This is a genomic window from Roseibium denhamense (genome assembly GCF_009711415.1).
GTDB lineage: Bacteria > Pseudomonadota > Alphaproteobacteria > Rhizobiales > Stappiaceae > Roseibium > Roseibium denhamense.
This window is the reverse complement of sequence record NZ_SMLZ01000116.1, coordinates 415,378-441,002: the sequence shown is the minus strand read 5'-3', so window position 1 is coordinate 441,002 and position 25,625 is coordinate 415,378. Positions and strand designations below refer to the sequence as shown.

Annotated in this window: 27 protein-coding genes; 13 read left to right on the top strand and 14 right to left on the bottom strand. The window is 57.6% G+C overall.

From position 1 onward, the window contains the following. The first annotated feature begins 32 nt into the window (after nucleotides 1-32). Both E1180_RS21915 and dusA read left to right on the top strand, forming a co-directional pair. The gene (locus E1180_RS21915) at nucleotides 33-887 is read left to right on the top strand and encodes a TRAP transporter substrate-binding protein (protein ID WP_208997299.1); all 855 of its coding nucleotides are present in this window, start codon (nucleotides 33-35) and stop codon (nucleotides 885-887) included. A gap of 133 nt (nucleotides 888-1,020) precedes the next feature. Then, the gene (gene dusA, locus E1180_RS21910; protein WP_155194854.1) at nucleotides 1,021-2,040 is read left to right on the top strand and encodes a tRNA dihydrouridine(20/20a) synthase DusA; all 1,020 of its coding nucleotides are present in this window, start codon (nucleotides 1,021-1,023) and stop codon (nucleotides 2,038-2,040) included. Between the two features lie 25 nt (nucleotides 2,041-2,065). Here the strand turns inward: dusA and E1180_RS21905 are convergent, their stop codons facing one another. From E1180_RS21905 to E1180_RS21890, 4 genes are all read right to left on the bottom strand, one after another. Next, nucleotides 2,066-2,779: a retropepsin-like aspartic protease family protein gene (locus E1180_RS21905; RefSeq protein WP_208997298.1), complete on the bottom strand. Its 714-nt coding sequence runs from the start codon at nucleotides 2,777-2,779 to the stop codon at nucleotides 2,066-2,068. Beyond that, nucleotides 2,776-2,958, bottom strand: coding sequence for a DUF1289 domain-containing protein (locus E1180_RS21900; RefSeq protein ID WP_155194852.1), 183 nt, complete (start codon nucleotides 2,956-2,958; stop codon nucleotides 2,776-2,778). Before E1180_RS21900 ends, E1180_RS21905 begins: the two co-directional genes overlap by 4 nt. 79 nt (nucleotides 2,959-3,037) lie before the next feature. Beyond that, nucleotides 3,038-4,243 (bottom strand): alpha/beta hydrolase, encoded by a 1,206-nt coding sequence (locus tag E1180_RS21895; RefSeq protein WP_155194850.1) that lies wholly within the window; start codon nucleotides 4,241-4,243, stop codon nucleotides 3,038-3,040. Between the two features lie 24 nt (nucleotides 4,244-4,267). Next, entirely contained in the window at nucleotides 4,268-5,140 is an 873-nt protein-coding gene (locus tag E1180_RS21890) for an adenosylcobinamide-GDP ribazoletransferase (RefSeq protein ID WP_155194848.1), read from the bottom strand. Between the two features lie 107 nt (nucleotides 5,141-5,247). Between E1180_RS21890 and cobT the strand changes: the two genes are divergently transcribed. Beyond that, on the top strand, nucleotides 5,248-6,273 hold the full coding sequence (gene cobT, locus E1180_RS21885) for a nicotinate-nucleotide--dimethylbenzimidazole phosphoribosyltransferase (RefSeq protein ID WP_155194846.1): 1,026 nt from the start codon (nucleotides 5,248-5,250) through the stop codon (nucleotides 6,271-6,273). Between the two features lie 146 nt (nucleotides 6,274-6,419). Here cobT and E1180_RS21880 read toward each other — a convergent pair whose 3' ends face one another. Then, complete coding sequence (locus E1180_RS21880) at nucleotides 6,420-7,961, bottom strand: sensor histidine kinase (protein ID WP_155194845.1); 1,542 nt, start codon at nucleotides 7,959-7,961, stop codon at nucleotides 6,420-6,422. Between the two features lie 135 nt (nucleotides 7,962-8,096). On the opposite strand from E1180_RS21880, the gene E1180_RS21875 reads away from it, so the two are divergent. Next, nucleotides 8,097-8,738, top strand: a complete 642-nt coding sequence (locus E1180_RS21875; RefSeq protein ID WP_155194843.1) for a uracil-DNA glycosylase family protein — start codon at nucleotides 8,097-8,099, stop codon at nucleotides 8,736-8,738. Nucleotides 8,739-9,009: 271 nt separating this feature from the next. Beyond that, nucleotides 9,010-9,501: an Lrp/AsnC family transcriptional regulator gene (locus E1180_RS21870; RefSeq protein ID WP_283404487.1), complete on the top strand. Its 492-nt coding sequence runs from the start codon at nucleotides 9,010-9,012 to the stop codon at nucleotides 9,499-9,501. Between the two features lie 5 nt (nucleotides 9,502-9,506). Here the strand turns inward: E1180_RS21870 and E1180_RS21865 are convergent, their stop codons facing one another. Continuing rightward, on the bottom strand, nucleotides 9,507-10,148 hold the full coding sequence (locus E1180_RS21865) for a TetR/AcrR family transcriptional regulator (RefSeq protein WP_155194840.1): 642 nt from the start codon (nucleotides 10,146-10,148) through the stop codon (nucleotides 9,507-9,509). A 162-nt stretch (nucleotides 10,149-10,310) separates the two neighbouring features. Here E1180_RS21865 and E1180_RS21860 point away from each other — a divergent pair, with 162 nt between their 5' ends. From E1180_RS21860 to E1180_RS21840, 5 genes are all read left to right on the top strand, one after another. Continuing rightward, nucleotides 10,311-12,347, top strand: a complete 2,037-nt coding sequence (locus tag E1180_RS21860) for an NADH:flavin oxidoreductase (protein WP_155194838.1) — start codon at nucleotides 10,311-10,313, stop codon at nucleotides 12,345-12,347. Between the two features lie 147 nt (nucleotides 12,348-12,494). Further along, nucleotides 12,495-13,730 (top strand): aromatic ring-hydroxylating oxygenase subunit alpha, encoded by a 1,236-nt coding sequence (locus E1180_RS21855; RefSeq protein ID WP_155194836.1) that lies wholly within the window; start codon nucleotides 12,495-12,497, stop codon nucleotides 13,728-13,730. A gap of 3 nt (nucleotides 13,731-13,733) precedes the next feature. Beyond that, nucleotides 13,734-14,813 (top strand): FAD-binding oxidoreductase, encoded by a 1,080-nt coding sequence (locus E1180_RS21850; protein ID WP_155194834.1) that lies wholly within the window; start codon nucleotides 13,734-13,736, stop codon nucleotides 14,811-14,813. A gap of 73 nt (nucleotides 14,814-14,886) precedes the next feature. After that, nucleotides 14,887-15,324, top strand: coding sequence for a hypothetical protein (locus E1180_RS21845; protein ID WP_155194833.1), 438 nt, complete (start codon nucleotides 14,887-14,889; stop codon nucleotides 15,322-15,324). Between the two features lie 2 nt (nucleotides 15,325-15,326). Further along, a complete protein-coding gene (locus tag E1180_RS21840) occupies nucleotides 15,327-15,872 on the top strand; it encodes a hypothetical protein (protein ID WP_155194831.1) in 546 nt (181 codons plus the stop codon). 22 nt (nucleotides 15,873-15,894) lie between these two features. On the opposite strand, the gene E1180_RS21835 is transcribed toward E1180_RS21840, so the two are convergent. Together E1180_RS21835 and E1180_RS21830 are read right to left on the bottom strand one after the other, a co-directional pair. Continuing rightward, a complete protein-coding gene (locus E1180_RS21835; protein ID WP_155194829.1) occupies nucleotides 15,895-16,773 on the bottom strand; it encodes an NAD(P)-dependent oxidoreductase in 879 nt (292 codons plus the stop codon). A 96-nt stretch (nucleotides 16,774-16,869) separates the two neighbouring features. Then, on the bottom strand, nucleotides 16,870-17,022 hold the full coding sequence (locus E1180_RS21830) for a hypothetical protein (protein ID WP_155194827.1): 153 nt from the start codon (nucleotides 17,020-17,022) through the stop codon (nucleotides 16,870-16,872). 100 nt (nucleotides 17,023-17,122) lie between these two features. On the opposite strand from E1180_RS21830, the gene E1180_RS21825 reads away from it, so the two are divergent. Continuing rightward, complete coding sequence (locus E1180_RS21825; RefSeq protein WP_155194825.1) at nucleotides 17,123-18,001, top strand: LysR family transcriptional regulator; 879 nt, start codon at nucleotides 17,123-17,125, stop codon at nucleotides 17,999-18,001. 14 nt (nucleotides 18,002-18,015) lie between these two features. Here E1180_RS21825 and E1180_RS21820 read toward each other — a convergent pair whose 3' ends face one another. The 5 genes from E1180_RS21820 to E1180_RS21800 all read right to left on the bottom strand — a co-directional run bounded on the left by E1180_RS21820 (nucleotide 18,016) and on the right by E1180_RS21800 (nucleotide 22,464). Further along, entirely contained in the window at nucleotides 18,016-18,606 is a 591-nt protein-coding gene (locus E1180_RS21820; RefSeq protein ID WP_155194823.1) for a LysE family translocator, read from the bottom strand. An 84-nt stretch (nucleotides 18,607-18,690) separates the two neighbouring features. Further along, a complete protein-coding gene (locus E1180_RS21815) occupies nucleotides 18,691-19,857 on the bottom strand; it encodes a trans-sulfuration enzyme family protein (RefSeq protein WP_155194821.1) in 1,167 nt (388 codons plus the stop codon). Nucleotides 19,858-20,017: 160 nt separating this feature from the next. Next, nucleotides 20,018-20,845 (bottom strand): ABC transporter permease, encoded by an 828-nt coding sequence (locus tag E1180_RS21810; RefSeq protein WP_155194819.1) that lies wholly within the window; start codon nucleotides 20,843-20,845, stop codon nucleotides 20,018-20,020. Next, nucleotides 20,842-21,555 (bottom strand): ABC transporter permease, encoded by a 714-nt coding sequence (locus E1180_RS21805; RefSeq protein ID WP_155194817.1) that lies wholly within the window; start codon nucleotides 21,553-21,555, stop codon nucleotides 20,842-20,844. The genes E1180_RS21810 and E1180_RS21805 overlap by 4 nt, the downstream gene beginning before the upstream one ends. A gap of 132 nt (nucleotides 21,556-21,687) precedes the next feature. Beyond that, a complete protein-coding gene (locus tag E1180_RS21800) occupies nucleotides 21,688-22,464 on the bottom strand; it encodes an ABC transporter substrate-binding protein (RefSeq protein WP_155194815.1) in 777 nt (258 codons plus the stop codon). A gap of 383 nt (nucleotides 22,465-22,847) precedes the next feature. Here E1180_RS21800 and E1180_RS21795 point away from each other — a divergent pair, with 383 nt between their 5' ends. Beyond that, entirely contained in the window at nucleotides 22,848-23,495 is a 648-nt protein-coding gene (locus E1180_RS21795; RefSeq protein WP_155194813.1) for a glutathione S-transferase family protein, read from the top strand. 3 nt (nucleotides 23,496-23,498) lie between these two features. Here E1180_RS21795 and E1180_RS21790 read toward each other — a convergent pair whose 3' ends face one another. After that, nucleotides 23,499-24,428, bottom strand: coding sequence for a LysR family transcriptional regulator (locus E1180_RS21790; protein WP_155194811.1), 930 nt, complete (start codon nucleotides 24,426-24,428; stop codon nucleotides 23,499-23,501). A gap of 159 nt (nucleotides 24,429-24,587) precedes the next feature. Between E1180_RS21790 and E1180_RS21785 the strand changes: the two genes are divergently transcribed. Next, nucleotides 24,588-25,586, top strand: a complete 999-nt coding sequence (locus E1180_RS21785; protein WP_155194809.1) for an MBL fold metallo-hydrolase — start codon at nucleotides 24,588-24,590, stop codon at nucleotides 25,584-25,586. The last annotated feature ends 39 nt before the right edge of the window (nucleotides 25,587-25,625 follow it).

Below are 25,625 nucleotides of genomic sequence, written 5' to 3'. Positions count from 1 at the left end.
TGGTCAACTGACCCTGAAGGTGTTTTCAGGCGGTGAGCTTGTGCCCCCCCTTCGGTGTGGAGGATGCGGTCGAGCAGGGGACTGCCGAAATCGGGCATTCCACGCCTTACTATGCGGCCTCTAAAAACTCTGCCCTTCACTTCTTTTCGGCTATTCCCTTCGGAATGACGGCGGTCGAGACCACCGCCTGGCTCCGCTATGGCGGCGGTCAGGCGCTCTGGGATGGCATCTATGCCGAACGGGGCCTGAAGCCGTTTTACTCGGGAAGCTCCGGCGTTCAATCGGCGGGCTGGTTCAAGAACCCGATTGAAAGCCTGAATGACCTGTCTGGCCTCAATATGCGCATTGCCGGTCTGGGCGGTGAAGCGATGCGCAAGCTCGGCGTGAACGCTGTTCTTCTGCCGCCTCCGGAAATCTTCCCGTCCTTCCAGTCTGGCGCGATCGATGCTGCGGAATGGGTCGGGCCAATGCTGGACCAGGCATTCGGTCTGCAAAAAGTCGCGAAATACTGCTACGTGCCCGCGTTCCATGAGCCGTCCGCCGCGCTTGAGATCGTGGTCAACAAGGAAGCCTACGAGAGCCTTCCGGCTCATCTTCAGGCGGTTATTGCCAATGCAGCAGAGGCATCTTCGGTCGAGACAACGGCGCAGTTTGATTACTACAACGCGGTCGCGCTTAAGAAGCTGAAGGAAGAAGGCGTGACGTTCGGAGCGTTCTCGGACGATGTCATTGCCGCACTCAAAACGGCTGTGGCCGAAGTCATGGCTGAAAACGCTGCCGCGAATCCCGCCTTTGCCGAAGTGCAGGAAAGCTACAATGCCTTCCTGGAATTGGCTAAGGACTATGCCACGCTTCTGAAAGAGGCAACGTTTACACAGCGGGTGTAAGGCTGGTTTTCGCTTAGGGAACCAGCTAAGGCTCGTCCCCGGAGTGTGTCCGGCACGATGCGCGTTGAGCGCAGTCCGGCCATGCCGCAGTGGGCCTTTGCCTCTTGGTCCGGTCGGTGATATTTAGGCGGCCATGAAGTCTTTTGGCCGCCTTTACACCGACCATCAGCCGCGCTTTTCTGTGGCGCCGATGATGGATTGGACCGATCGCCACTGCCGGGCATTTCACCGGCAGTTGAGTCTTCATGCGCTGCTTTATACTGAGATGGTGACGACGGGTGCCGTTATTCACGGCGACCGGGACCATCTGCTGGGCTTTTCCAGCCTGGAGCATCCTGTCGCGTTCCAGCTCGGCGGCTCCGATCCCACCCATATGGCGGAGGCCGCTAAGATCGTTGCGGACTTCGGCTATGACGAGGTCAATATCAATGTCGGCTGTCCGTCGGACCGCGTTCAAAGCGGCCGGTTCGGTGCGTGTTTGATGGAGGAGCCGGACCTTGTGGCGGCCTGTGTCGCTGCCATGAAAGAGGCCGTTGATATTCCTGTGACGGTGAAGTGCCGCATCGGGGTGGATGACCAGGACACGGAAGCTGCCCTCGACACCATGGCCGGCGCCACATTTGCAGCCGGATCGGATGCGCTGTGGGTGCATGCCCGCAAGGCGTGGCTTCAGGGGCTGAGCCCGAAGGAAAACCGGGACATTCCGCCCCTGGACTATGACAGGGTTTTACGGCTCAAGGCCCGGTTCCAGGACAAGTTCATCGGCGTGAATGGCGGGCTGCAATCGCTGGACGACGCCGTCCTGTTCATGGAGACGCTTGACGGTATCATGCTCGGGCGCGCCGCTTATCACACTCCGCAAATCATGGGTGAGGTGGACAGGCGCGTTTACGGCGGGACGGCCGCGGATGTTTCACCCTGGGAGGCCGTTAAGGCCCATATGCATTATCTGGAAGAACAGCTGTCCAGAGGTGTGAAACTGGCGCATATGACCCGCCACATGCTTGGCGTATTTCATGGTCGTCCAGGTGCGCGGTCGTGGCGGCGCATCCTGACCGTCGAAGCGATTAAGCCCGGTGCCGGGCTCGAGGTTGTGGAGAGCGCCCTGGCGGCCGTCAGTCCGGCAGATGCGGGTCTGGAAGCCGCCGAGTAGCGGCCATGTGTTCAGGTGCACGCTGTCAAGGCGTCATGATGAGCCGGTCGCCCTCAATCCGCCAGCTGCGCAACCGATCAAGCGCCGTCATGCCGAACAGGCTGGATTCAAGTGATCCATCCCTTGCCACAAATCCGCGGACATTGCGCAAAGTGTGATCGCCGACGGCTAATGTTTCGATCTGTATCGGCGCAACCAGAGTGCGGCCGTTCGCGGTGGAAACCGGAACGCTGAAAGAAAGGTCTTGCGGCTGGTAGCCGGCACGCCTCGCATCGGCATAGGTCAGAACAACGGCACTTGCACCTGTATCCAAGACATATTCGGTTCTGGCGCCATTGGTGCGGCCGCTGAGCACAAAGTGCCCGCCCGCATCCCGTACGATCAGGACTGTGCCATCCTGCTGCGTTACGGCCATGCCGGGGGCGAGGGCGCCAAGCACACGGTATCCTGCCTGAACAAGATCGGTCCTGTAGGTGTACCCCACTACAAGGAGGGCGCAGAGGCCGCCCCAGAACAAAGTCCCTTGCAAAATGTCCCGGACTTTCGGCTGGCCGAAGATGAAACTGGCCAAAAACACGAAGGCGAGTGCTGACAAGGCCACGATCCGCGGGCCTTCGTCGTCGAAGTTGGCATTGGCGGGATCCGTCGGATCACCAAACAGAAAGTAGAAGACCGCGATCCCCATGATCGCGACAAGGACGACGACAACAAGCCCCCGGAGCTTTCCTGCCGAATTCACTGTGCCGCCTCGGCGGACGCCAGGTCGGTGCGGCGGCCGTCCAATTCGCTCATGATGCGGCGCCGGTCCGCATCGGTGTACCGCGCCCACCGCACGATTTCGTCTAGCGTGCGAAAGCAGCCCGTGCAAATGCCACGGGTGTCATCAATTTTGCAGATCTTAATACAAGGCGATTCCATTCAACCGATATGGCCGCAGAATGCGGTTTTGCCAAGACCGGAATACGGCAAAAACACTTCGCCGTTTCGCTCCACAGGATTAGTAACCGCCAGTGACAGCGGTAATTGGAGCGGTGATGATCCGGATCGGCAGTGAGACGGCTGTTTGTGCGGTTGCGCCCACAAACGTGCTCAGATCATCGCCAAGATTGGTCGGACCGGTCACACTTGATGTGTTCGAAAGGCCACCAGAAACAACTGCTTGCTGAATTTCCGGTCCAAACTCGGCAAGCTCTGCAAACTTGGAGTGATTGGCCGCGTCGTTGCTTTCCAGGTCGGTCACATCGATGACGACCGCGCCAAGCGCGGCCAGCTCCTGGTCATTTGAATAGGCTCCGACCCGTTCGACACCGCCTGCCAGAGCTCTTGAGAGGCGCAATGCGCGGTCATCTTTTGAGATCACGATCACAAAGGGTTTGTCCGGATTTCCAAATTTGCGCAAGCTGGATTTAAAGAGGTCAATGTCGATATCCGGAGCCGCCAATACAGCTATTTCGAGTTTCCGGCCAATTTTTTGCCGGTTCGATTCGGACATTTGGCGGATCGTTTCCATGAGGAGCCAGTTGCCCATGGAATGGGCCAGGATCGATATGCGCCTCGCATTGCTGTCCGCCAGGAGAAGAAGTGTTTCTTCCAGCGCGTCCCTGGCAATTGCAGCGCTGTTCAGGTCATACAGGTAGTCCTGCACTTGACCGCGGGATGCCCAGGTAAAAAGAACCGGGACCGCCTGTCCGTCCCGGTCGTGAACGAACTGCGTGAAACGGTAGAGGCCTTCCGCGAAGAGCGTGTTGTAGCCGTGAATGAAAAGGACAGCCTCACGATCAGACGCAGGCCGTTCTGACAGCCGCTTGTTGAGCTGCGCCCGGAAGTCCTGCCTGGTGTCGATATAGGCCGCGCTCCGCGCTACGAAATCCTTGGAAGGATCCCCGGGCAGGCTTCTTGGCCACTCGATCATGCCGGGTTTGTGCGCAGGCGGAACGGAAATACTGACATCTGCGAAATTGACCGTTTCGGACCTTTCACCATTGAAATACGTGTCTGGTTCCGCGTCGCGCTGCCGGGTTGTGACGACAAGAATGTCGTGCACTTTTGCGCCTTCGGCCGGAGTGGAATTGATCTCAAGGGCGCCACTTACCGGACGCGATGCACACGCGGCAACCAGCATGCACATCAAAATGATGGCGGCTGTCCTGCCAAGATGCGGAAAGAGGTTCGCTTCAGCGATTTGAGCGTGCCAGTAAAACATTCAAGTGATTTATCATTTGTGGCCCTACGGCACCACAAGTATTCCGGCAAGAAAGGCGAGCGAGCTGATCTGCTGAATGGCGCCAAGCACATCGCCGGTGGTCCCGCCAATCTTGTATAGTGCGATCTTTCCGGCGCCTGCTGCGGCGGCTGCGGCCAGCACCACCCCGGCTATGAGATTGGCCAAACCGGCAGCGGCGAAGACAGGCAGAAACGTTAGAAGAACAAGTGCAAATGCTGTGTTACGGGCCGCAGCGCCCGGCTTTCCGAACCGGGCAGCCAGCCCGTCCGGGCGGGCAAGGGGTTGGGATTGCCATTGCCACACCAGAAGGGCGCGGCTCAGCGCTTCGCCGCAGAGGAAGATCACGGCGGCATCGGCCGGTCCGAACCGCTCCCACAGGGCTGCCAGGAGTGCAATGCGCAGAGCCACAGACAGGATGAGCGCAAGTGCGCCGAATGCGCCGATGCGGCTGTCTTTCATGATTTCTAGACGGCGGGTCTTGTTCATCGCCCCGAAAAAGCCGTCTGCAACGTCGCTCAACCCGTCTTCGTGAAGGGCTCCTGTTATCACCGCAAGACAGGCGGCAACGAGCGTCGCGGCGGCAAGGGGCGGCAGGGCCGTCAGTGCAAGCACCATGCCCAGGGCGGCCGCGGGCAGGGCGATTATCCATCCAGCAAGCGGCGCTGCCCGGGCGGTTCTAGTGAAGTCCGGCAGTGCCGCCGGATCGTCGTGCCGGGAAACGGAGGCAAGCGGAATGCGGGAAAAGAATCGAATGCAGGCCGCTGTGTCGGCAATCAGGCCATTCACGAGCCCATTTTGGGTTCCCTGGTGATCCAAAGAAATGTCAGACGCGGATTCTGGCGCATTTTCAGAATGTTGGTCGTTTTCAGAAGGCATCCGGCCGGGTCCCGCGCTTGTCTTTTGATTGTGCGCCGTTATAGATCAGCCGATCTGGGATGGCCAAGGTTTTGGCGCATTCAAACCTATTCAGGAACGGCATGGACATGACACTTTCCGAAACCGCGCTGCCATTTGATGACATTCGAAATCTGGTCAAATCCTTCCCGGGACCCGATGAGGAAGCGCTCGGAAAAGTGCGCGCGCGCGATGCCGAACTGACCAAACCTGCTGGGTCTTTGGGCCAGCTTGAAGACCTTGCCGAATGGCTGGCCGCATGGTCAGGCAAAGCGCCGCCAAAGATCACCCGTCCGCTTGTGGCGATTTTCGCAACGGCGCACGGAGTTGCCGAAGAAGGTGTCTCCGCCTTTCCAAGCAGCGTGAACAGGCAGATGGTTGAGAACTTTGCTGCTGGCGGGGCCGCAATCAACCAGATTTGCCGTGCCTATGATCTGGGCCTGAAGGTTTTTGATCTGGCCGTCGATATGCCAACGCCAAGTATCACGAAAGAAGATGCACTGGACGAAGCCAACTGTGCCGCGACCATGGCTTATGGCATGGAAGCTTTGGCGGGCGGTGTGGATCTTGTTTGTCTCGGCGAAATGGGCATCGGCAACACCACGGTTGCCGCTGCCGTGATCTGCGGCCTCTTCGGCGGAAATGCGGAAGACTGGATTGGCCGGGGCACCGGAGTGGATGATGAAGGTCTTGACCGTAAGAAGGCTGCGGTCGAGGCGGCCGTTGCCCGGCTGAATGGCGAAAAGGATCCGCTTGAAGTGCTGCGCAAGACTGGCGGCCGGGAAATTGCCGCCATGGCGGGGCTGATCATTGCGGCCCGCCTACAAAGGGTGCCGTTGATTGTCGACGGTTTCGTCGCGACAGCCGCAGCAGCGGTTGTCTATGCGCTGGAGCCGGACGGTCTGGATCACTGCCTGTTTGCGCATGTGTCCGCCGAACAGGGGCACCGGCGCGTGCTTCAGCACATGGGCAAGGAAGCGCTTCTTGATTTCGGAATGCGCCTCGGCGAAGGCTCAGGGGCCGCATTGGCGGCCGGGATTGCAAAGGCCGCTGCCGAAATGCACTCCGGCATGGCAACGTTCGCAACGGCGGGCGTTTCGGGCAAGGAAGGCTAAGCCGCTCTGAAAGAAGCCTGAGCAGCCCTCGCAGCTCTCGGCAAGCACGTTCCGTTTGCGGGCATTGTTTGATTGAACAGCGGCAGCTGGGTGGTTGTCCTGGCGGAGCGCATTGCCCAGGCTCAGTTTAAAAAAAATCCGTTGGTCTAACCGAACCTGACGGAGATGTTCTCGCTATCCGGATCGGCCCACACCACATCGGGCGCATAGTTCATGACCCGCGCCCTTGGCAGGGAGACGATGACTTCGGTTCCCTCGCCAAGCCGGGATTTCAAGGAAAACTGTCCGTCATGCATGCCAACCAGGGCCTGAACGATTGACAGGCCAAGGCCGGTGCCCGGTTCCGCCGACTTGATGGCGTGCGACCCTTGCCCGAAAGCTTCCAGCACAATCGGGATTTCTTCTTCCGGAATACCGGGGCCGGTGTCCGTGATGGACACATACTGGCCGTCGTCCGTGGTTCTGCCCACCTTGATCCGCACTTCGCCGCCCGCTGGCGTGAATTTGACGGCATTTGACATCAGGTTCAGGACCACCTGGCGGAGGGCCCGCTCATCGGCCCAGATTTGCGGCATATCCGGTTGATGAGTGTGGTGAAGGGAAATGGATTTCGCCTTCGCCCGAACCTGCATCATGGTGCCGCATTCGTCCACGATATCGTCGAGGTAAAGCGGCTGTTCGTGAAGTTCATGGCGTCCGGCCTCAATGCGGGACAGATCCAGAATTTCATTGATCAAGTTGAGGAGATGCTGGCCGGACCCGTGAATGTCCTCCGCATAGGAGCGGTAGCTCGCATTTTCCATCTTGCCCAGGACTTCATCCTTCATGATTTCCGAAAATCCGAGGATGGCGTTCAAGGGCGTCCGCAGTTCATGGCTCATGGTTGCCAGGAAGCGCGACTTTGCGATGTTCGCGGACTCAGCCCGGCGCCGCGCCTCGTCGGACATGGCATTGGCGGTTTCCAGTTCGGCGATAAGATGGTCCTTATCGGCCCGGTATTCGAGCATCGTGTTGGCGTTCTTCAAGAGCTGGTTGCCGAGAATGAAGAAGAAGCCCTGGGCGCCGATTGCCATCGCCGCCAGCGTGTAGTGAATCGGTGAAATCTGCTGCAGAAATGTGGTGGTGACCACCAAGGTCATCGGCAGAGTGCTTGCCAGCAGACAGCGGGGCAGGGTGGCCGACTGCATTGTGTTCATCGCGACAACGATCAACAGCGTCGCGAAATGGAAAATCAGAAGGCCCTCGGAACTGTCCCCTGCTTGCGGAAGCAGGAAGAAGATGGCCCAGCTGCAACCGTAGAGAAGATCCCCGAACATGAAGCGGCGGCGCCAGTAGACCCGCGCCTGCTGGTCCGACGGCGCCCGCTCATACGAATGGCAGGTGACGACCATCAAAAAGTGCATGCATAAGGTAATGACGAACCAGGCCCCCAGAAGGATCGGCTCGATCCAAAGAACGGAAATGGCGGCAACGATGAGGGCCAGCAGCGGGGCCGCATAGGCAGCATTCAGGCGTGTGTCCGCAAAAAGGTGCTGGCGCTCGAGATCAAAGGTAGTGCGCTGGTTTTCCGGCGCCCCCAGACGGCTGTGCACATCCTTGACAGACCGCGCCATTTCCCGGCGCCGGCGCGCCCGGTCTTCATTGATGGCGTCTTGGTCTTCGCCCGGTTCTTTGGCTGGAAACTCCATCCAGTGCCGCCCAAACAGTTTTGATTTCGTTATTGCATATCTGCGTGTTTGTTGTTTGTGACTCACCATTCCTTAAGATCGTCCTCAAGATCATGGTTAGGAATGTCTTAAGCGGCTGATCCAGGGAGGCTCCCATTGCCACAAACGGGTGAACTGGAAAGCGTGACGGTCCTTCGAAACCGCATCGAAAACTGCCGGATTTGTGTCGAAAACCCGGTAAAAACGCCGCTGCCGCATGATCCCCGTCCCGTGCTCCAAGTGTCATCGAGTGCAAGGCTGTGCATCTGCGGTCAGGCGCCCGGGACGCGGGTTCACCAAAGTGGCCGGCCCTTTACGGATCCGTCCGGTGATCGTCTGAGGGGCTGGATGGGGATTGATGAAACGGTGTTTTACGATCCGGACCGGCTGGCGATTGTGCCGATGGGCTTCTGCTTTCCCGGTCTCGATCAAAAGGGCGGTGATCTTCCGCCGAGGGCGGAATGCCGGACCGCTTGGCATGATCAGCTGTTTGAGGCCTTGCCCAAAATTGAACTGATCCTGGTCATTGGACAATATGCCCAAGCCTATCACCTCGGCCAAAAACGCAAGAAAACCCTGACCGAAACGGTCGCGAATTGGCGTGAGTATTTGCACGCCGATCGGCCCTACGCGGGGCCTGCAGTTCTGCCGCTTCCACATCCATCCTGGCGCAACAATGCCTGGCTGAAAAAGAACCCGTGGTTTGAAATCGATTTGCTGCCCGTTCTACGCTCGGAAGTTCAAAGGCTCGTGGACTAGTGTTGAGTGATGGAGAACTGGGATATTCTCACCAAATCCCGGCCCGCTAGAAACCTGGACTTGCTCTAAACCTTGGTCACTTTGAAGGACTTTCGGAGCATGCCGGGACATAAGCCGGACTTCGGGGTTAGGTGACTAAGATCGAGAAAAATTTCCTTTATGAACGCTGCAATTGACTTGTTGGTGGATGCCGATGTAGGCAGAGAGGCCTTCGTCTAGAAAAATGTTCTCAAGACGGTCCTTTTTATCCGCACATGGATCCACGCAAATGATTGACCGCATCGACCGCCGTATTTTGTCCATTCTGCAGGAAGACTGCACAGTACCTGTGGCCGAAATCGGACGCCGGGTCGGCTTGTCGACGACGCCCTGCTGGAGGCGGATCCAGAAGATGGAAGAGGATGGCGTCATTACCGGTCGGGTGGCGTTGCTCAACCCGGCTAAGGTAAACGCCAAGGTGACCGCGTTTGTCGCGATTACGACCAGTCAGCATTCTGAAGACTGGCTGAAAAAATTCGCGGACGTGATCCAGGAATTTCCTGAAGTCGTGGAGTTCTATCGCATGGCGGGGCAGGTGGATTATCTCCTGCGGGTCGCGGTCCCTGATATCGAGGCCTACGATTCCTTCTACAAGCGGCTGATTGCGAAGATTGATATCACGGACGTCTCAACAACTTTTGCCATGGAGCAGATCAAGAACACGACGGCTCTGCCGCTCAGCTACGTGGCAGCGGAAAAGCCGAAGGCGGATAAATCCGAATAAGCTGGTCAGCCGGTTCCGCCATGGCGGGACAGGAACCTTGCCAGCTCCGCATCGGTGACCTTCTGGCCTGAGAAGATCTCAGCATAATAGGGCATGCGGGAGAGCCTTGGTGCCAGCGGCTCCTGTGGTCCATCCTTGCGCATGGATATGTAGCCGATCTGGGTCTGATAGACCGTGTTGGCCCGGATGTTTGCGTGACCGGCCTCAAATCCGAACCGTTCGAACATGGCTTGCAGCGCATCGATGCGCACGCAGTCGGCCGTTTCGAGCAAGGACGCAAGACTTTCATCGGTATGCGCCCAGTTCCGCACAGCGAACTCAAGCTGCGAATCGAACAGATTCGGCACGAGCCACAGATCGAAGATGTTCAAGATTGCTTCGGTAATGCTGTCGGCATAGTCCTCCGAGCGCCGGATGAGATTGCCGGTGTTCTTCGATTGCCAAAGGGTCACCAAAGCGTCCAGCAGGTCCTGCCGGTCGGAGAAGTGACCATAGAAGCTGGTGCGCGACAGGTTCAGCCGGTCTGCCAGGGGCATGACTTTCACACCGTCGATGCCATGTTCCAAGAGCGCCTCATAGGCTGCCTGAAGCCAGATGTCCCGGGTGCCGCGCCAGCCAGAGGTTTTTTCGGTCAAATGCTCGGTCATTGGGCACCGATAGCAGCGCAAAACAGGTGCTGCAATCAAAATTGACACCGGTGTCAATAAAAGCGACATGAATGTCGTTTTCAGGCCTTTTCATCCGGCACGAGCGTTCCGTATGGTTCTGTCGCGCCTGGAATGCGCCCGGAGTTGAGGAGAGGTCCGCGTATGTCGAAAGATCCGTTGTTACAGCCCTACCAGCTGAAACATCTGACACTGAAAAACCGGATCATGATTACGTCGCATGAGCCGGCCTACCCGGAAGACGGCATGCCCAAGGACCGTTATCGCGCTTATCATGAAGCGCGGGCCAAGGCGGGTGTTGCCCTGACCATGACGGCCGGATCCGCAGCGGTATCGCGAAACTCGCCACCGGTGTTCAACAACATTCTTGCGTACAAAGATGAGGTTGTGCCCTGGGTGAAGCGGCTGACCGACGCCTGTCATGATCACGGCTGCGCGGTCATGATCCAGCTGACCCACCTGGGGCGCCGGACTCATTGGAACAAGGGCGACTGGCTACCAGCCGTTTCAGCAAGCCACGAACGCGAACCGGCTCACCGCGCCTTTCCAAAAAAGGTTGAAGACTGGGACATACAGCGCATTGTCCAGGACTATGCGGATGCGGCGGAACGGATGAAGGCCGGCGGCATGGACGGTATTGAGCTGCAGGCCTACGGGCACCTGATGGATCAGTTCTGGTCGTCGCTGACAAACACGCTCGAAGGGCCTTATGGCGGTTCCTTGGAGAACCGCATGCGGTTTTCCGTTGAGGTGATTGATGCCGTGCGTGAGCGGGTAGGTGATGACTTTATCGTCGGTATCCGGTTCACAGCGGATGAGGATCTTGAAGGCGGTATCTCGGAAGAGGAGGGACTGGAAATTGCCCGCCGCCTGAAAGCCACCGGCAAAATTGATTTCCTGAATGTGATCAAGGGCCACATCGATACCGATCCGGGGCTGACCGATGTCATCCCGGTCCAGGGCATGCGGAACGCACCCCATCTCGACTTTGCGGGTAAGATCCGAGAGGAAATCGGACTGCCGACCTTTCATGCGGCGAAGATCCCGGACGTAGCCACGGCGCGCCACGCAATCGCGGAAGGCCTTCTCGACATGGTCGGGATGACCCGCGCGCATATGGCGGATCCGATGATCGTGCGGAAAATCGCTGAGAAACGGGAAGAGGACATCCGCCCGTGTGTCGGCGCGACCTACTGCCTTGATCGAATCTACCAGGCAGGCGATGCGCTCTGCATCCACAATGCTGCAACGGGCCGCGAGCTGACAATGCCGCATGAGATCCCGCCGGCCGGTCAGCGGAAAAAGGTTGTGATTGTTGGTGCGGGTCCGGCCGGTATGGAAGCCGCCCGGGTGGCGGCCGAACGCGGGCACGATGTCACTGTTTTCGAGGCGGCGCCTGATGCGGGCGGTCAGATCCGCCTGACAACCCAGTCCGAGAGACGCCGCGAGATGATCTCGATCATCAAATGGCGGATGGAGCAGTGTCTGGCGAGGGGTGTTAAGTTCCACTTCAACACATTCGCGGAAGTCAATGATGTGACTTCGGAAAAACCGGATGTTGTGATTGTTGCAACCGGCGGAATGACGCATACCGATGTGCTGACTGAGGGAAATGACCTCGTCGTGTCGAGCTGGGACATCATCGCGGGAGATGTAAAGCCTGGAAAACGCGTACTGGTCTATGATGATGCAGGTGATCACGCCGCGCTTCAGGCCGCGGAAGTGATTGCAAAGTCCGGTGCCCATGTGGAAATCATGACGCCGGACCGGTCGTTTGCCCCGGACGTGATGGCCATGAACCTCGTGCCCTACATGAGGGTGCTGCAAGACAAGGATGTCCGGTTTACGGTTACATACCGGCTGAAGGCCGCCAAACGGTCCGGGAACATGATTTCCGCAGTGATCGGCACCGATTATTCCGCGCATACCGAGGAGCGGGAGTTCGACCAGATTGTTGTCAATCATGGTACCATCCCGCTCGACGAGCTGTATTTCGAGTTGAAGCCGAACTCCAAAAATCTTGGCGCGATTGAACAGGAATCACTGATATTCGGCCGGCCGCAGCCTCTCGACAGGAACCCGGATGGGGCTTTCGCGCTCTTCCGGATCGGCGATGCAGTATCCGCCCGCAATACACATGCCGCAATCTACGACGCCTTACGCTTGGTCAAGGATTTATGACAGTTGTTGCGCTGCAATAGGATTTGCTGTGGCGCGTCTGTCTTGGGCTATCAAATGCCGCTTTTGCACTACGGCGGAAGGGGTGGTTGAGCCTATTTTCGCAGCCAGAGGAAACCGTAGGCAACGGTTTTGATAGGACATAGCAAAATGCTCAGCGACGCAGACATTCTCTCTCTTTTGATGGGCCGGCGGGCGAACCACTCCCTGCCGCAGGCGTTTTACACCGACGCAGACGTTTTCGACGCGGATATGCGGAACATCTGGCACAAGGAATGGATGTTCGCGCTGCCTGCCGTGGATATTTCCAAGAGTGGAAACTACGCGACCCTTCAAATTGGCGCCTATTCCATCATTGTTGTCCGAGGGGCCGATGGCGTTGTCAGGGCATTTCACAATTCCTGCCGTCACCGTGGCAGCCGGATTTGCGCGGCCGCCAAAGGATCTTCGCCGAAACTTGTGTGCCCCTATCACCAGTGGACCTATGAGCTGGACGGGAAATTGTTGTGGGCCCGCGAGATGGGGCCGGACTTCAAGCCGCAGGACCACGGCCTGAAGATTGTTCACTGTGCCGATGTTTCTGGCATGATCTTTATCTGCCTTGCCGATCATGCCCCGGACATCACGGAATTGAAGGAGCAGGCAGCGCGGTACATGGGCCCGCATGACCTTGGCAACCTAAAGGTCGCGCATCAGTCATCGATTATAGAAAAGGGCAACTGGAAACTCGTTCTGGAGAACAACCGCGAGTGCTATCATTGCTCTGGCTCTCATCCGTCGCTTTGCAGGACTTTCTCGGACGATCCAAACCTTGTTGGTGCGGATCCCTCCGAATCGTCCAATGAGGGACTGGCCCATGTGGATCGCTGCGAGCAGGCAGGCCTCCCGGCCAAGTTCGTGATTGATCCAAGCGAACAATGGCGGTTTGTTCGGATCCCCTTCCTGGGTGATGCTGTAAGTTATACAATGGATGGGAAAGCGGCCGTTTCCAAACGGATCGGAACGGTCCCATTTGAAAATGCAGGCTCTTGCCTCTTCTTCCACTATCCGAACACCTGGAATCACTTCTTGTCAGATCAGGCACTGGTGTTCCGGGTGCTGCCGATCGGTCCGATGGAAACTGAAGTCACGACCTTCTGGCTGGTGCACAAGGATGCGGAAGAGGGCAGGGACTATGACCTCAAGCGTTTGACGGAGGTGTGGGAACACACGAACGACGAAGATCGCCAGATCATCGAGGAAAACCAGCGCGGTATCTTGTCTCCCGCTTATGAGCCGGGTCCGTACTCGGTCAAGCAGGAAAGCGGCGTCATCCAGTTTGTTGATTGGTATGCACGCACGCTTGAACAAGCGCTCGTCGGGCGTTTCCGGGTGGCGGCGGAGTAGACCATGGCGATGATTCCAATGCCGGGAAAAGACACGTCTGTCTGGACCGACAATGAACCGCTCGAATGCGTCAATGTGCTGCCAGAGGCGCCGAATGTGAAAACATTCACGTTCCGGCCGCCCTCCGGCGCCCGCTTTGTGTATAAGGCGGGCCAGTTCATCACGCTGGATTTGCCGGTGCCAGGGGGCAGCGTTCAGCGGACCTACACGATCTCATCATCGCCTGTGAACCAGGCCTATCTGTCGGTCACTGTCAAAGCGCAGGAAGGCAGCATCGGCACCCGCTGGATGCTGGACCATCTTGAGGCAGGGATGCGGATCAAGGCGTTCGGCCCCGCAGGCTTGTTTCATCTACCGCCCAATCCGGACGGAAAGTATCTCTTCATTTCCGCCGGATCCGGCGTTACGCCGATGATGTCCATGGCCGGGACACTGTTTGAACGCGGCGAAGAGCCCGACATCTGTTTCATTCAATGCGCCAACCGCCCGGCGGACCTGATTTTCCGCAAGCGTCTGGAATACATGGCCTGCCGCACAAACGGTCTGGCGCTCCACTTCGTGGTGAATCAGGCCGACCCTTATGAGGTTTGGACCGGGTATCGGGGCTACTTCAACCAGCTGATGCTGGGTCTGATGTGCAACGATTATCTTGAGCGCGACGTTTACTGCTGTGGCCCGGAAGGGTTCATGGAGGGGGTTCGCGAGATCCTGAATGCGCTCGGCTACGACATGGACCGCTACCATCAGGAAAGCTTCCAGGCACCGGCGGAAACCAAAGCGGAACTTACCGAATTCGACGATGTCGTGCCGCAGGAAGATACCCAGGCGCAGATCGTGTTTTCAAACTCCGGCGTATCGGCTTGGTGTTCGGAAACCGATACGGTTTTGGCAGTTGCCAAGGATGCCGGGCTGAACATTCCCTCTGGTTGCACCTTCGGCGTTTGCGGCACCTGCAAGGTCAAGAAGACCTCGGGCGAAGTTCACATGGTCCATTCAGGCGGCATCAGCGACGAGGACGTGGACGCCGGCTTTATTCTGGCCTGTTGCTCCAATCCGATCGGAACCGTGGAAGTGGAAGTTTAGTCAACGGACAATCACTCTGGTTTTGGTTGAACAGGTTCGCCCAGCCCTCTAAGGTTGAAGGCTGGGAGGGCCTATGGACAGTCTTGCGCAGACAATTTGCTCCTTTTCGCAGGCGCGCAGAGCATTCAGCGGCCTGGTGCTTCTTCTATGGGCTGTTTACGGCGCACTTAGCATTGCCGAGGCACAGTCTGAAGCGGGGCCTGCGATCAGTTCCGGACCTCAGGACGGAGCAGTAAGCGTGGAAGATCCAAACACGCCAGCAATGTCCGAGGAGCCCCTCACTCCAAAGCTGGAACAGTTAGATGCGGACAAGATCATCGCCGATTGCCTGGCCAAATATGCGGCACAAGGGGCTATAAACGCGTTTACGCGGAGCCTTTGTGAGAACGAAGTCAAGTTTAAGGAGTTCGAAAACGAACTGGCGCACGACACGCCATATCTGGATCTGTTCGACGCTCCATTCAGTCTTGAACACCTGCGCCGGCGGGCACTTCCGGAAGGAGCAGTCTAACGGTGGGTATCTTCTGGCTCTGGGCCCTGGTTTGTTTGGGCATCACCCTGGTTGTTTGGTTTCCGCTTATTGCCTTTGTTCATCGCAAGCTGCTGGGCCAAATCTTTGTCGTGCTGCTTGGCCTGACGGCTCTAGGCGCAACGGTTGGAGTTCTCGGCGGCTTGAGCCGGGAAGGGGCGGTCGGTGAGATCACAGCCGCTGTATTAGGGTTGCTGGGCGGAGTCGTCGTTTGGATATTTGCGACCGATCTGCACAAAAAGGCTGATTCTGACTCTCAGCCGCACAGCGGGGCTCTTGTTTCTGTCTGCGTATTTGCTTTTTCGCTGTCTTTATTTCTGTCCTATATCCAGGCTTCGCAACGGCGCGCCGACCCGGAGCGTTTTTTGTTTTGGCGGGCGCAATGTGTCGAGATGTTCAGTGATCAGGATAAGCTCACGGATCCACTGACCTTCACGGTCATGTCCGACAGCTTTGGAAAAATTTGCGCGAATATTTTCAAGTATGAAACGGGAAAAATGGTTAAGGGCGAGCCGGAAACCCGCCCTTAACGCGCTAAAGCCCTAAGACAGTCTAAGATCCGGCATTCCGTAGTCTTGCGATCAGGCTGGACGTGTCCCAGCGGTTTCCGCCCATGGCCTGGACTTCCGCGTAGAACTGATCGACCAGGGCCGTAACGGGCAAGCGTGCGCCGGTGTCGCTGGCGGTTTTCAGGCAGATTCCCAGATCCTTGCGCATCCAGTCGACCGCAAAGCCATAATCGAACTTGCCCTGATGCATGGTCTCCCAACGGTTTTCCATCTGCCAGGACTGGGCAGCCCCGCCGCGAATGGCGGAAATCACCTTTTCGACGTCAAGCCCGGCCTTTTCGGCAAAATGGATGGCCTCCGACAGCCCCTGAACGAGACCGGCAATACAGATCTGGTTGCACATCTTTGTCAGCTGCCCGGCGCCACTTGGACCCATCAGGCCAACGAATTTGGAAAAGCACTCGATGACCGGCTTGGCCTTGTCAAAGACATCATCATCGCCGCCGCACATCACGGTAAGAACACCGTTCTCCGCTCCGGCTTGCCCTCCGGAGACCGGCGCATCGATGAAGCCGCAGCCCTTTTCCGTGGCCACCGCATAGAGTTCGCGGGCAACTCCGGCGGAGGCGGTTGTGTTATCGACAAAGATGGCCCCTTGCTTCAAGCCATGAAAGGCGCCGTCGGGTCCTGTCGTCACAAAGCGCAGGTCATCGTCATTGCCGACACAAGAGAAGACGAAATCACACCCTTCGGCAGCTTCCCTGGGCGTCTTGGCAAAGCCGCCACCATATTCCGCGGCCCACTTTTCCGCCTTGGCGGTTGTGCGGTTATAGACTGTAACCTCATGTCCACCCTTGGTTTTCAGGTATCCGGCCATTGGATATCCCATTACGCCAAGACCGATGAATGCAACCTTTGCCATGAAATGCTCCCCTACAGGCAAAGGCCCGGCATGGCTGCCGGGCCTGTCGTTTGAAACTGTCCCATGGTTTTAGGGCATTTGCCGCGTCCTGTCAGCTTAGATCCAGTACGGCCCCCGGCGCCACAGACGGGTGTGCCGCTCACGTTTTTCGGCGTCCTTATCAAGGTGGCGCTGCGTGCGCGGGTCAATCCGTGTGGACGGAGTGAAACGGCTTGCCTCCAGGAAGGAGCGTGCATAAATGTCTAACATGTGCTTACATCCTCGTGCTGGTTTGTATGCTGTGAATATGCCGATTGAGTGCGGAAACTGCGAGTCAGTAAGAATTTCAAAATATAAGGTCAACTAACAAATGGATTGGCGCTCCATACCGTCACTAAGCAGTTTGCGGGCCTTTTGTGCCGTCGCTTCAAGCAACAGCCTGTCGGCCGCTGGCCGGGAACTGAACGTTACGCATGCAGCGGTAAGCCAGCAGGTGCGCGGCCTTGAAAAACACCTTGGCGTTGCGCTGATCCAGCGGGAAGGGCGGGGCGTCGTCCTGACCCCGGAAGGGACCGTTCTTTTTGAAGGGCTCAAAAGCGGCTTTGAGTCCATCCAGGAAGCGGTTCACAAGGTGTCCGGGGCCGATGATGCCCGCCCGATCAACATCACCACCACGCCGTCCTTTGCGGTGGGCTGGCTGATGCCGCGGATATCGGACTTCCGCGCCAAGCACCCTGATATTGATCTGATGATCAACCCATCCCCTTATGTAGTGCCGTTTGAGCCGGGCGGGGTAGACCTTGCCATACGGTACGGGGCCGGGAATTGGCCGGGGCTCGAGGCGGAGATGCTGGTTCACAGCAATTATGTCGTTGTCGGAGCGACTTGCCTGGTGGGCGACCAGGAAACCTTTGCGCCGGAAGATCTGATCCGGTTTCCGTGGCTTCAGGAGTTCGGTACCAATGAAATTGCCCTATGGCTGGAACGTCAGGGCGTGGTCGCACCGTCCCGGCTGAACATTTCGCACTTGCCGGGTTACATGATCCTCGACGGGGTGAAAAAAGGTCACGGCATCACGGCGATGGCGAAAACATTCATCCAGTCCGAAATCGAGGATGGGGTCATCCGGGTGCTGTTTGAAGACTTGCGGCAAAGTACGAACGGCTATCACATCGTCACCCGGCCCGGTGTGCAGCGTCCCGCGATGAAGGCCTTTGTGAAATGGTTGCGCTCTCTGAAGGACAGTTGAGCGGAGCATCTGTTTTACTTCGGCGCGGCAAGGGCCAGCCCCACCACGAGCAGCATGGAGATGGCCATCGCAATATTGACGCGGCGCTGAATATGCGGGGCAAGATTGAGCCGGTGCACGGTCATGCCGGCATAAAGCCAGACAAAATGGATCGGCACCCAAATCAGGTTCATGATCAGAAACTTGAGCAGTGTTTCTGCGATGAGACTAGATGGCAGAAATGCAAAGCCGGTTATGAGCGTCGTGTTCACCGCATAGGCTTTCGGATTGACCAGCTGAAGTGTGACACCGGCCCAGAAGCCCGGTGCACTCGGCGCCTCCTTGAAGGCAATGCGGGCGCCTGCAAAGGCAATCCGGTAGGCAAGATAAAGAAGGTAGAGGGTTGAGGCGATCAGAAGGATGGCGCGGATGTTCTCGTTCGCAAGGATCACGGTTGCCATGCCCGAGACGACGGCAATGGCAACAAGATTGGTGCCAACGAACAATCCGCCGATATAGCGCGCACCGTGGTTGAACCCGAAGGCCGATCCGACACCGGCAACGGACAGAACGCCCGGCCCGGGGGTGATGATCAAAAAGAAAACAGCCAGTGCAAAGGTGATCATTCTGCCGTCTCCCTCCTGAACCCGTCCCGGCCTGCCGGAAGACCGGAGCGAAGCTACCGTCCGGCCACAGCCCGTCCTTTCCGGTTATAGGCCGCCGAGCGCTTGATCAAGGTCGGCAATGAGATCGCTGATATGTTCAATGCCGATGGACAGCCGCAGCAGATCATCTGGAATGCCTGACGCATCGCCCTCAATTGTCTGGCGATGCTCGACAAGGCTCTCCACACCGCCAAGAGAGGTTGCCCTTTGAAACAGGTCCAGGGCACCGACGGTTCTCATGGCCACCTTCCTGCCCCCCTTGATCCGGATCGACATGAGCGAGCCGAAACCGCCGGTCATCATGGACTTTGCGAGGGTGTGCTGGGAGTGGCTCTCAAGCCCCGGATAGAGCACCTCGGCGATGGCTGCATGGCCCTTCAGGTGCTCCGCAAGTTTTTGCGTATTTGTATTCATGCGTTCCACGCGCAGGCTCAGCGTGCGCAGGCCCCGTAACAGAAGCCAAGCTTCAAAGGATCCCATGACCGCGCCGCCGAGTTTGCGTTCTTCGGTCAGAAACGCCCAGGCTTCGCTATCAGGATCTTTGGTGGTCACGACACCGCCCAGAACATCCGAGTGGCCGTTCAGGGCCTTTGTCGCAGAATGCATCACGAGATCCGCCCCGAGCGCCAGGGGCTTTAGAACAAGCGGTGTGGCTGCCGTTGCATCGACCGCGAGCAGTGCCCCGGCCCCTTGGCAAAGCTTTGCAATCTCCTGGATATCCGCAACATCCAGAAACGGATTGCTTGGCACTTCCAGCCAGACCAGGTCCGGCTTCGTCACCGACAACTCGTCGGAAAAAGCCGATGGATCCGTGGCATCGGCCTCGATCAGGGCAATGTTGGTGCGGGCGCAGAGTTTGCGCAGGAACAGCGTGGTGCCCCAATAGATCCCGCTTTGGACCAGAAGCGTGCCGCCTGGTTTCACACAGCGGGCAACCGCAGCAACAGCGGCCATGCCGGAGGCGAACAAGCGGCTTTCCGCACCGCCTTCCAGCTGCGCAATCAGGCCCTCGGTCTTGCGGAAAAGATCATTGTCATCCCGGCTGTAAAGGTGGCTGGAGCTGACGAGTTCATAAGCCTCGTCCCGTACGAATGTCGTTGCAACCGGAATCGGCGGGACAACGGCCCCTGTTGCCGCATCAAACCCGCCGCCGCCATGGGCCAGCAGGCTGTCTGAATGAAGGCCGGAGATCTTGAAAGGGGATTTTGTCATGGGACCAACGCTGAAAGATTATGAGGGGGCGTTTCGATATGAATTCCGGTTTTCTCTCATCCCACAGGACCCCTCCGCAAGGAGACATAGGATGAGAGACGGCTGGGAGCGCCGGATGAATGATCTCCGGTGCCGGGTCCGGCACCGGAAGTTCAGGTCCTTACCTCTTCAAATGGCGGGTGAGCCGCTCTTCGATCTTGTCCCAGATCCGGCGCAGGGTCTCCACGATCATCAGATAGGCGACCGCCGCCCAGATGTAGGCCTGGAAATCGTAGGAGCGCGAATAGGCACGGCGCGTTTCGCCCATGAGATCGTAGATCGTGACGATGGATGCGATGGCCGAGCCCTTGATCATCAGGATGATCTCGTTGCCATAGGGACGGAGCGCCACCATCATGGCCTGTGGGAGGATCACTTTAAAAAAGGCGACCGGTTTGGAAATGCCAAGGGCAGCCGCGCCTTCCCATTGACCCTTCGGTACGTTCTCAATCGCCCCGCGCAAGATTTCGGCCTGATAGGCCGCCGTGTTCATGGAAAACGCGAAGATCACGCAGTACCAGGCTTCGCGGAAAAAGGTCCAAAGGCCAACGGCCTCCAGTTCGGCCCGGAAGGAGCCAGCGCCGTAATAAATCAGGAAAGTCTGCGCAAGCAGAGGCGTTCCGCGGAAGAAATAGACATAGCCGTAGGCCGGCCAATTGAAGATCTTCCAGGACGAGGCCCGGGCGGCGGCAATCGGGATCGAGAGCAGGGCGCCGATCAACAGCGACAAGCTCACGATCTGAACGGTGACTATGAAGCCATCGATATATTCCGGCCAGTATTTTTGAAAGAACGGACTGACGATATTCGAGGCCAGAAAATAGACCAGATAAGCGCCGGAGACGATCCACAGGGCCATGAGAACATGGCCTGCAATTCGGGCATTGGTCCACTTCTTGGGAGCTGCAGGCGGGCGCTGTGCGCTTGTTTCGGGGTTTGCGGCAATCATCGTGTTGCATCTCCCCGTTTCGACCAGCGTTCAATCGCGGTCAGGCCACCGGAGGAGATCATTGCCAGCACGAGATAAATCAGGCAGGCAACGCCGAAGAACAGGAAGGGTTCCTTCGTGACACGGGCGGCAATGCCAGCTTCACGCACCAGGTCGGAAAGCCCTATGACGGAAACAAGCGATGTTTCCTTCAGGAGGATCAGCCAGAGATTGCCGAGCGCGGGCAGGGCGAGACGGACCAGTTGCGGAAAGATAACGAGACGCAGGGTCTTGAACCGTGTCAGGCCAAGCGCGTAGCCACCTTCATATTGCCCCTGAGGAATGCCGCGGAAGGCAGAGAGAAAAGCCTCCGATGCATAAGACGAAAACACCAGGGCAAGCGCTGCCATGCCGGCAACGAATGAATTGACCTCGATATAGATGTCGTATCCAAGAAGCTGAAGACCGTTCCGGATCGCGATCGAGATGCCGAAATACACGAGGAAAAGCGTCAGAAGTTCGGGCAGGCCCCGGAAAATCGTGGTGTAGACATTCGCCGCCATTCTGAGGCTCGGCTCTTCGGACTTTTTCGCAAGCGCGATGATAAAGCCCAGCACGAGACCAAATGGCAGTGTCGCTAGGGCCAGGGTCACGGTGATGAACACGCCCCAGGCAATCGTATCGCCCCAGCCCATTTCCCCGAAAGAGAGTAGCGTCAAAGCTTCATTCATAAGCTGGCGCGTCTTTCTGTTCTTGTTGTTGTTTTCCCGGCCGCCCCTCAGGCCGGATGGCAAAACCTTTCGGTTTTACACATGCGGCACGGCACGGAGACCGTGCCATGCCTTGTTCAGCAAACGGAAAAATCAGCCGCCGTAAACGTCGAACGAGAAGTACTTGTCGTTGATTTCCTTGTACTTTCCGTTGGCGAGGATGGCCGCGATGGCTTCGTTGAATTTGGCCTTCAGCTCGCCGTCTTCCTTACGGATCGCGATACCGGCGCCTTCACCGTTGATGACCGGATCCGGTGTCAGGGTACCGAGCAGCTTGCAGCATGCGCCATCGTCTGTCGCCAGCCAATCGGACAGCACAACGACATCGTCGATTACAGCGTCGATACGGCCGCTTGAAATGTCGAGCTTGTACTCATCCGGGGTCGGGTAGAGCTTCAGTTCCGCACCGCTGAGTTTTTCTTCAGCGTAGTTGGAGTGTGTCGTGGAAGACTGAGCACCAAGGGCTACACCGTCCAGATCGGCAGCGGACGTACCGGCGATGGACGAATCTTTCGGCACGGCAATTGCCGGCGGTGTGTTGTAGTATTTGTTGGTGAAATCGACCTTTTGCTTACGCTCTTCGGTGATCGACATGGACGCGATGATGGCGTCAAATTTGCCAGCCTGAAGGCCCGGAATGATGCCGTCCCAATCAGAGGTGACGAATTCACACTCGACCTTCATTTCCGCGCAAAGGGCATTTGCAATATCGATGTCGAAACCGACCAGCTGACCGTCAGCGGTCAGGGAGTTGAACGGAGGATAGGCGCCTTCGGTGCCGATACGGACCTTGGACCAGTCTTTAGCCTGAGCACCGCCCACGGCAGCCAGAACGGCGACTGCAGCTGCAGCCATACGCACAAAACGCATATTCATTCCCCTAAATATCTTGTTTGGGTCTTATGGCAGGTTTGTCCCGCCTTTTCGCCCGGCCGCACTATTCCATACATTCCGAACCAAATTTCAAGCGTGCCTGCGAAAAAATCACAGGCCAGTAATGCATTTTTTTCAGGCAAACAGAGTGTTCCGCAAGGGAATGACAAATATGCCGATGGAAGAGGATGAATTTTCCAGCGGGCAAGGACCCTGCGCAATTGGGGATCCTTCCTCAGCGGTAGGGGGCCTTTACCCATCCACGATCTGAATGGTTCTCATGAAAGGATTGAATTTGATGAAGAAATCAAACGGCCCTAATCAGATGCAGACAAGGCTCGCTGCCAGTGGTCGAGTTGCAATCCAATCAGGAGATATGGATGTCTGACTTCAAGCTTTTTATTGGCAACAAAAACTATTCTTCCTGGTCATTCAGACCCTGGATTGCGCTTGTTGAAAAGGACATTCCCTTCGAAGAGGTCCTTGTCCCGTTTGATTTTGAGAACGGAAATCCGGAATTCCGCGACTTTTCGCCGAGCATGAAGGTGCCGGTGCTCAAGCATGGCGAGCTGACGGTTTGGGACAGCCTGGCGATTCTGGAATATCTGGCCGATGTTTTTCCCGGCAAAGGCCTTTGGCCGGAGGATAGAAGCGCACGTGCGCATGCCCGTGCCATTTCAGCTGAGATGCACTCGGGCTTTGGCGCGCTCAGGCAAGCCTGCCCGATGAACATGCGCCGGCCCGTTGAAACACTGGCTGTCAATGATAGGGTGAAGTCAGATGTCGCGCGTATCCTGAGCATCTGGTCCGAATGCCTGGAGGCGTCCGGGGGACCTTTCTTGTTTGGATCCTTCACAATCGCAGATGCCATGTACGCACCAGTCGTCAGCCGGTTTGAAACCTATTCGCTCACCGATCACGCGGTTTTCGCCACGTACCGCGCCGCGATGACAGGTACGAAAGCCTGGCGCGAGTGGCGCACTGACGCCTTGAAGGAAACCTGGATCGTAGCTGAAGACGAGATCTGAAGCTTACTCTGCCGCCACGGCCGTCGTGGTACGCGAAAAAGCGCCTTTTGCGGTCATATAAGTCTCAAGATCAGCCACGAACCGGCGCACCTTTAAGGGAATGAACCGGTTGGACGGGTAGATGGCGTGGACAGGATGTGGGTCCGACATCCAGTCCTCCAGAACGATCTCCAGCTCTCCCGACTGAAGATAGGGCTCGGCCAGCCAGCGCAGGGCCGGGCAAATGCCAAGTCCGCCGAGCGCTGCGTGGCGCAGCGTTGCCGAATTGTTGATGACCATCACCGGCTTGACCGGAACGGAGATGTGCCGTCCGCAGCTGCCATGAAGCGGCAACAGGCCTTTTTCCGCCATATGGGGATAGAGAAGAAAATCCTTGTCTTTAAGGTCGGCTGGCTCGTTTGGCCGGCCGGCCGTGTCCAGGTAAGCGGGGGCTGCAACGAGACAGCGTTGAGCATCTCCGAGTTTCTTGACAATCAATTTGTCGTCCTGAATGACTCCCATCCGGATCGCAAGGTCGACCCGTTCTGTTTGCAGGTCGACAATTGCGTCCGAGAGCTGCACGTCGAAATAGATGTCTGGATATGATCTCTTGAACGCGATCAGGAAATCGGCAAGGACCGTTTCGGCAAATCCGTAGGGAAGGCTCACGGTCAACCGGCCGCTCATTTGGGCGTCTGTGCTTTGGACCGACCGGTCTGCCTCCGCGATACGCTCGACGATGTCGCACGCATAAGCGTAATAGCGCTCTCCGGCCTCAGTGAGGGACAATCGCCGGGTGGTCCGGTTGATGAGCCGGGTCCCGATATCCTCCTCCAGGGCGCGCACTTGTTGGCTGACTGCGGGCTGCGATACCCCGAGATCAGAGGCGGCGGCCGAAAAACTTCCAAGGCGGATTGCCTGCACAAAGCTGGTCAATGCGCTGAGTTTGTCCATGTAATCTCCAAGGCGCGCGATGCGCATCATTCATAAGAAAAAATTAGATCTCATATAAATCATAGGCCTCTTCAAAATCCAGAATAATAAATCGATCTATAGACGTATGGCCTCCCACCGGAGGCTTTCTGACCGATTTCAGTACGACCGGAGAATCAAATGACCCTAGAAACACTTGGCCTGAGCCGCCGCGGCTTTTTTGGCGCAGCCCTTGCCGGAGGAACGGCTGTCGGTGCCCTGGGCGAGCTCACCCTTGCTGCGGGAACCGCAAACGCCGCAGCCCCGCTTGCCGGAAGTCCCATGGCCGGTGCGCTGCGCCGGAAGGTTGGCTCCTTCGAAGTGACAGCTTTGCTCGATGGATTTTTGCAACTGGGCCCGGATTTGTTCGTCGGACTGGATGACGCGGAAGCGGCCAAACTTCGTGAGGCAGCCTTCGTTGAAGGGACCGATCTGACCGGCCCGGTCAGCGCCTATTTGGTCAATACCGGGGACAAGCTGGTTCTGATCGACGCTGGTACGTCCGACAAGATGGGGCCGACGCTTGGTCATCTTGGCAAAGCCTTGACCGCCGCAGGTGTGACGCCCGACCAAATTGACGCGGTCCTCATTACGCACCTTCATCCCGATCATCTGTTTGGTGTCCTGACGCCGGACGGGCAAAAGGCCTTCCCGAATGCCGAATTGATCATGCCCGAAACCGACAAGGCCTTCTGGTATGACGATGCCAACATGAATGCGGCTCCGGAACAGTTCAAACCGTTCTTCCTGGGCGCACGCGCGGCGGCTGATGCCTACAGTTCAACCGAAACACTGTTCAAGGGCGACAAGGAGATCCTGCCCGGGATCACGGCGAAAGCGATGCCGGGCCATACGCCGGGACACACCGGATATGTGATCGACAGCGACGGCGAGCGGCTGATTATTGCTGGCGACATCCTCCATGCAGCGGTCTATCAGTTCGCGAAGCCGGAATGGGCGATCGGTTTCGACATCGATCCCGCACAGGCTGTTGCCGCACGGAAAGCGTTTTTCGACGAAGCGGCCAGCGACCGGGTTCTGTTCGCGGGCATGCATATTCCGTTCCCTGGCTTTGGATACGTAACACGGGACGGAGATGGCTACCGGTTCGCGGCGGCGGATTGGCCCTACACGTTCTGACGTTGAGACGATGCAACACGGCGGGTTGTCTGCCGTGTT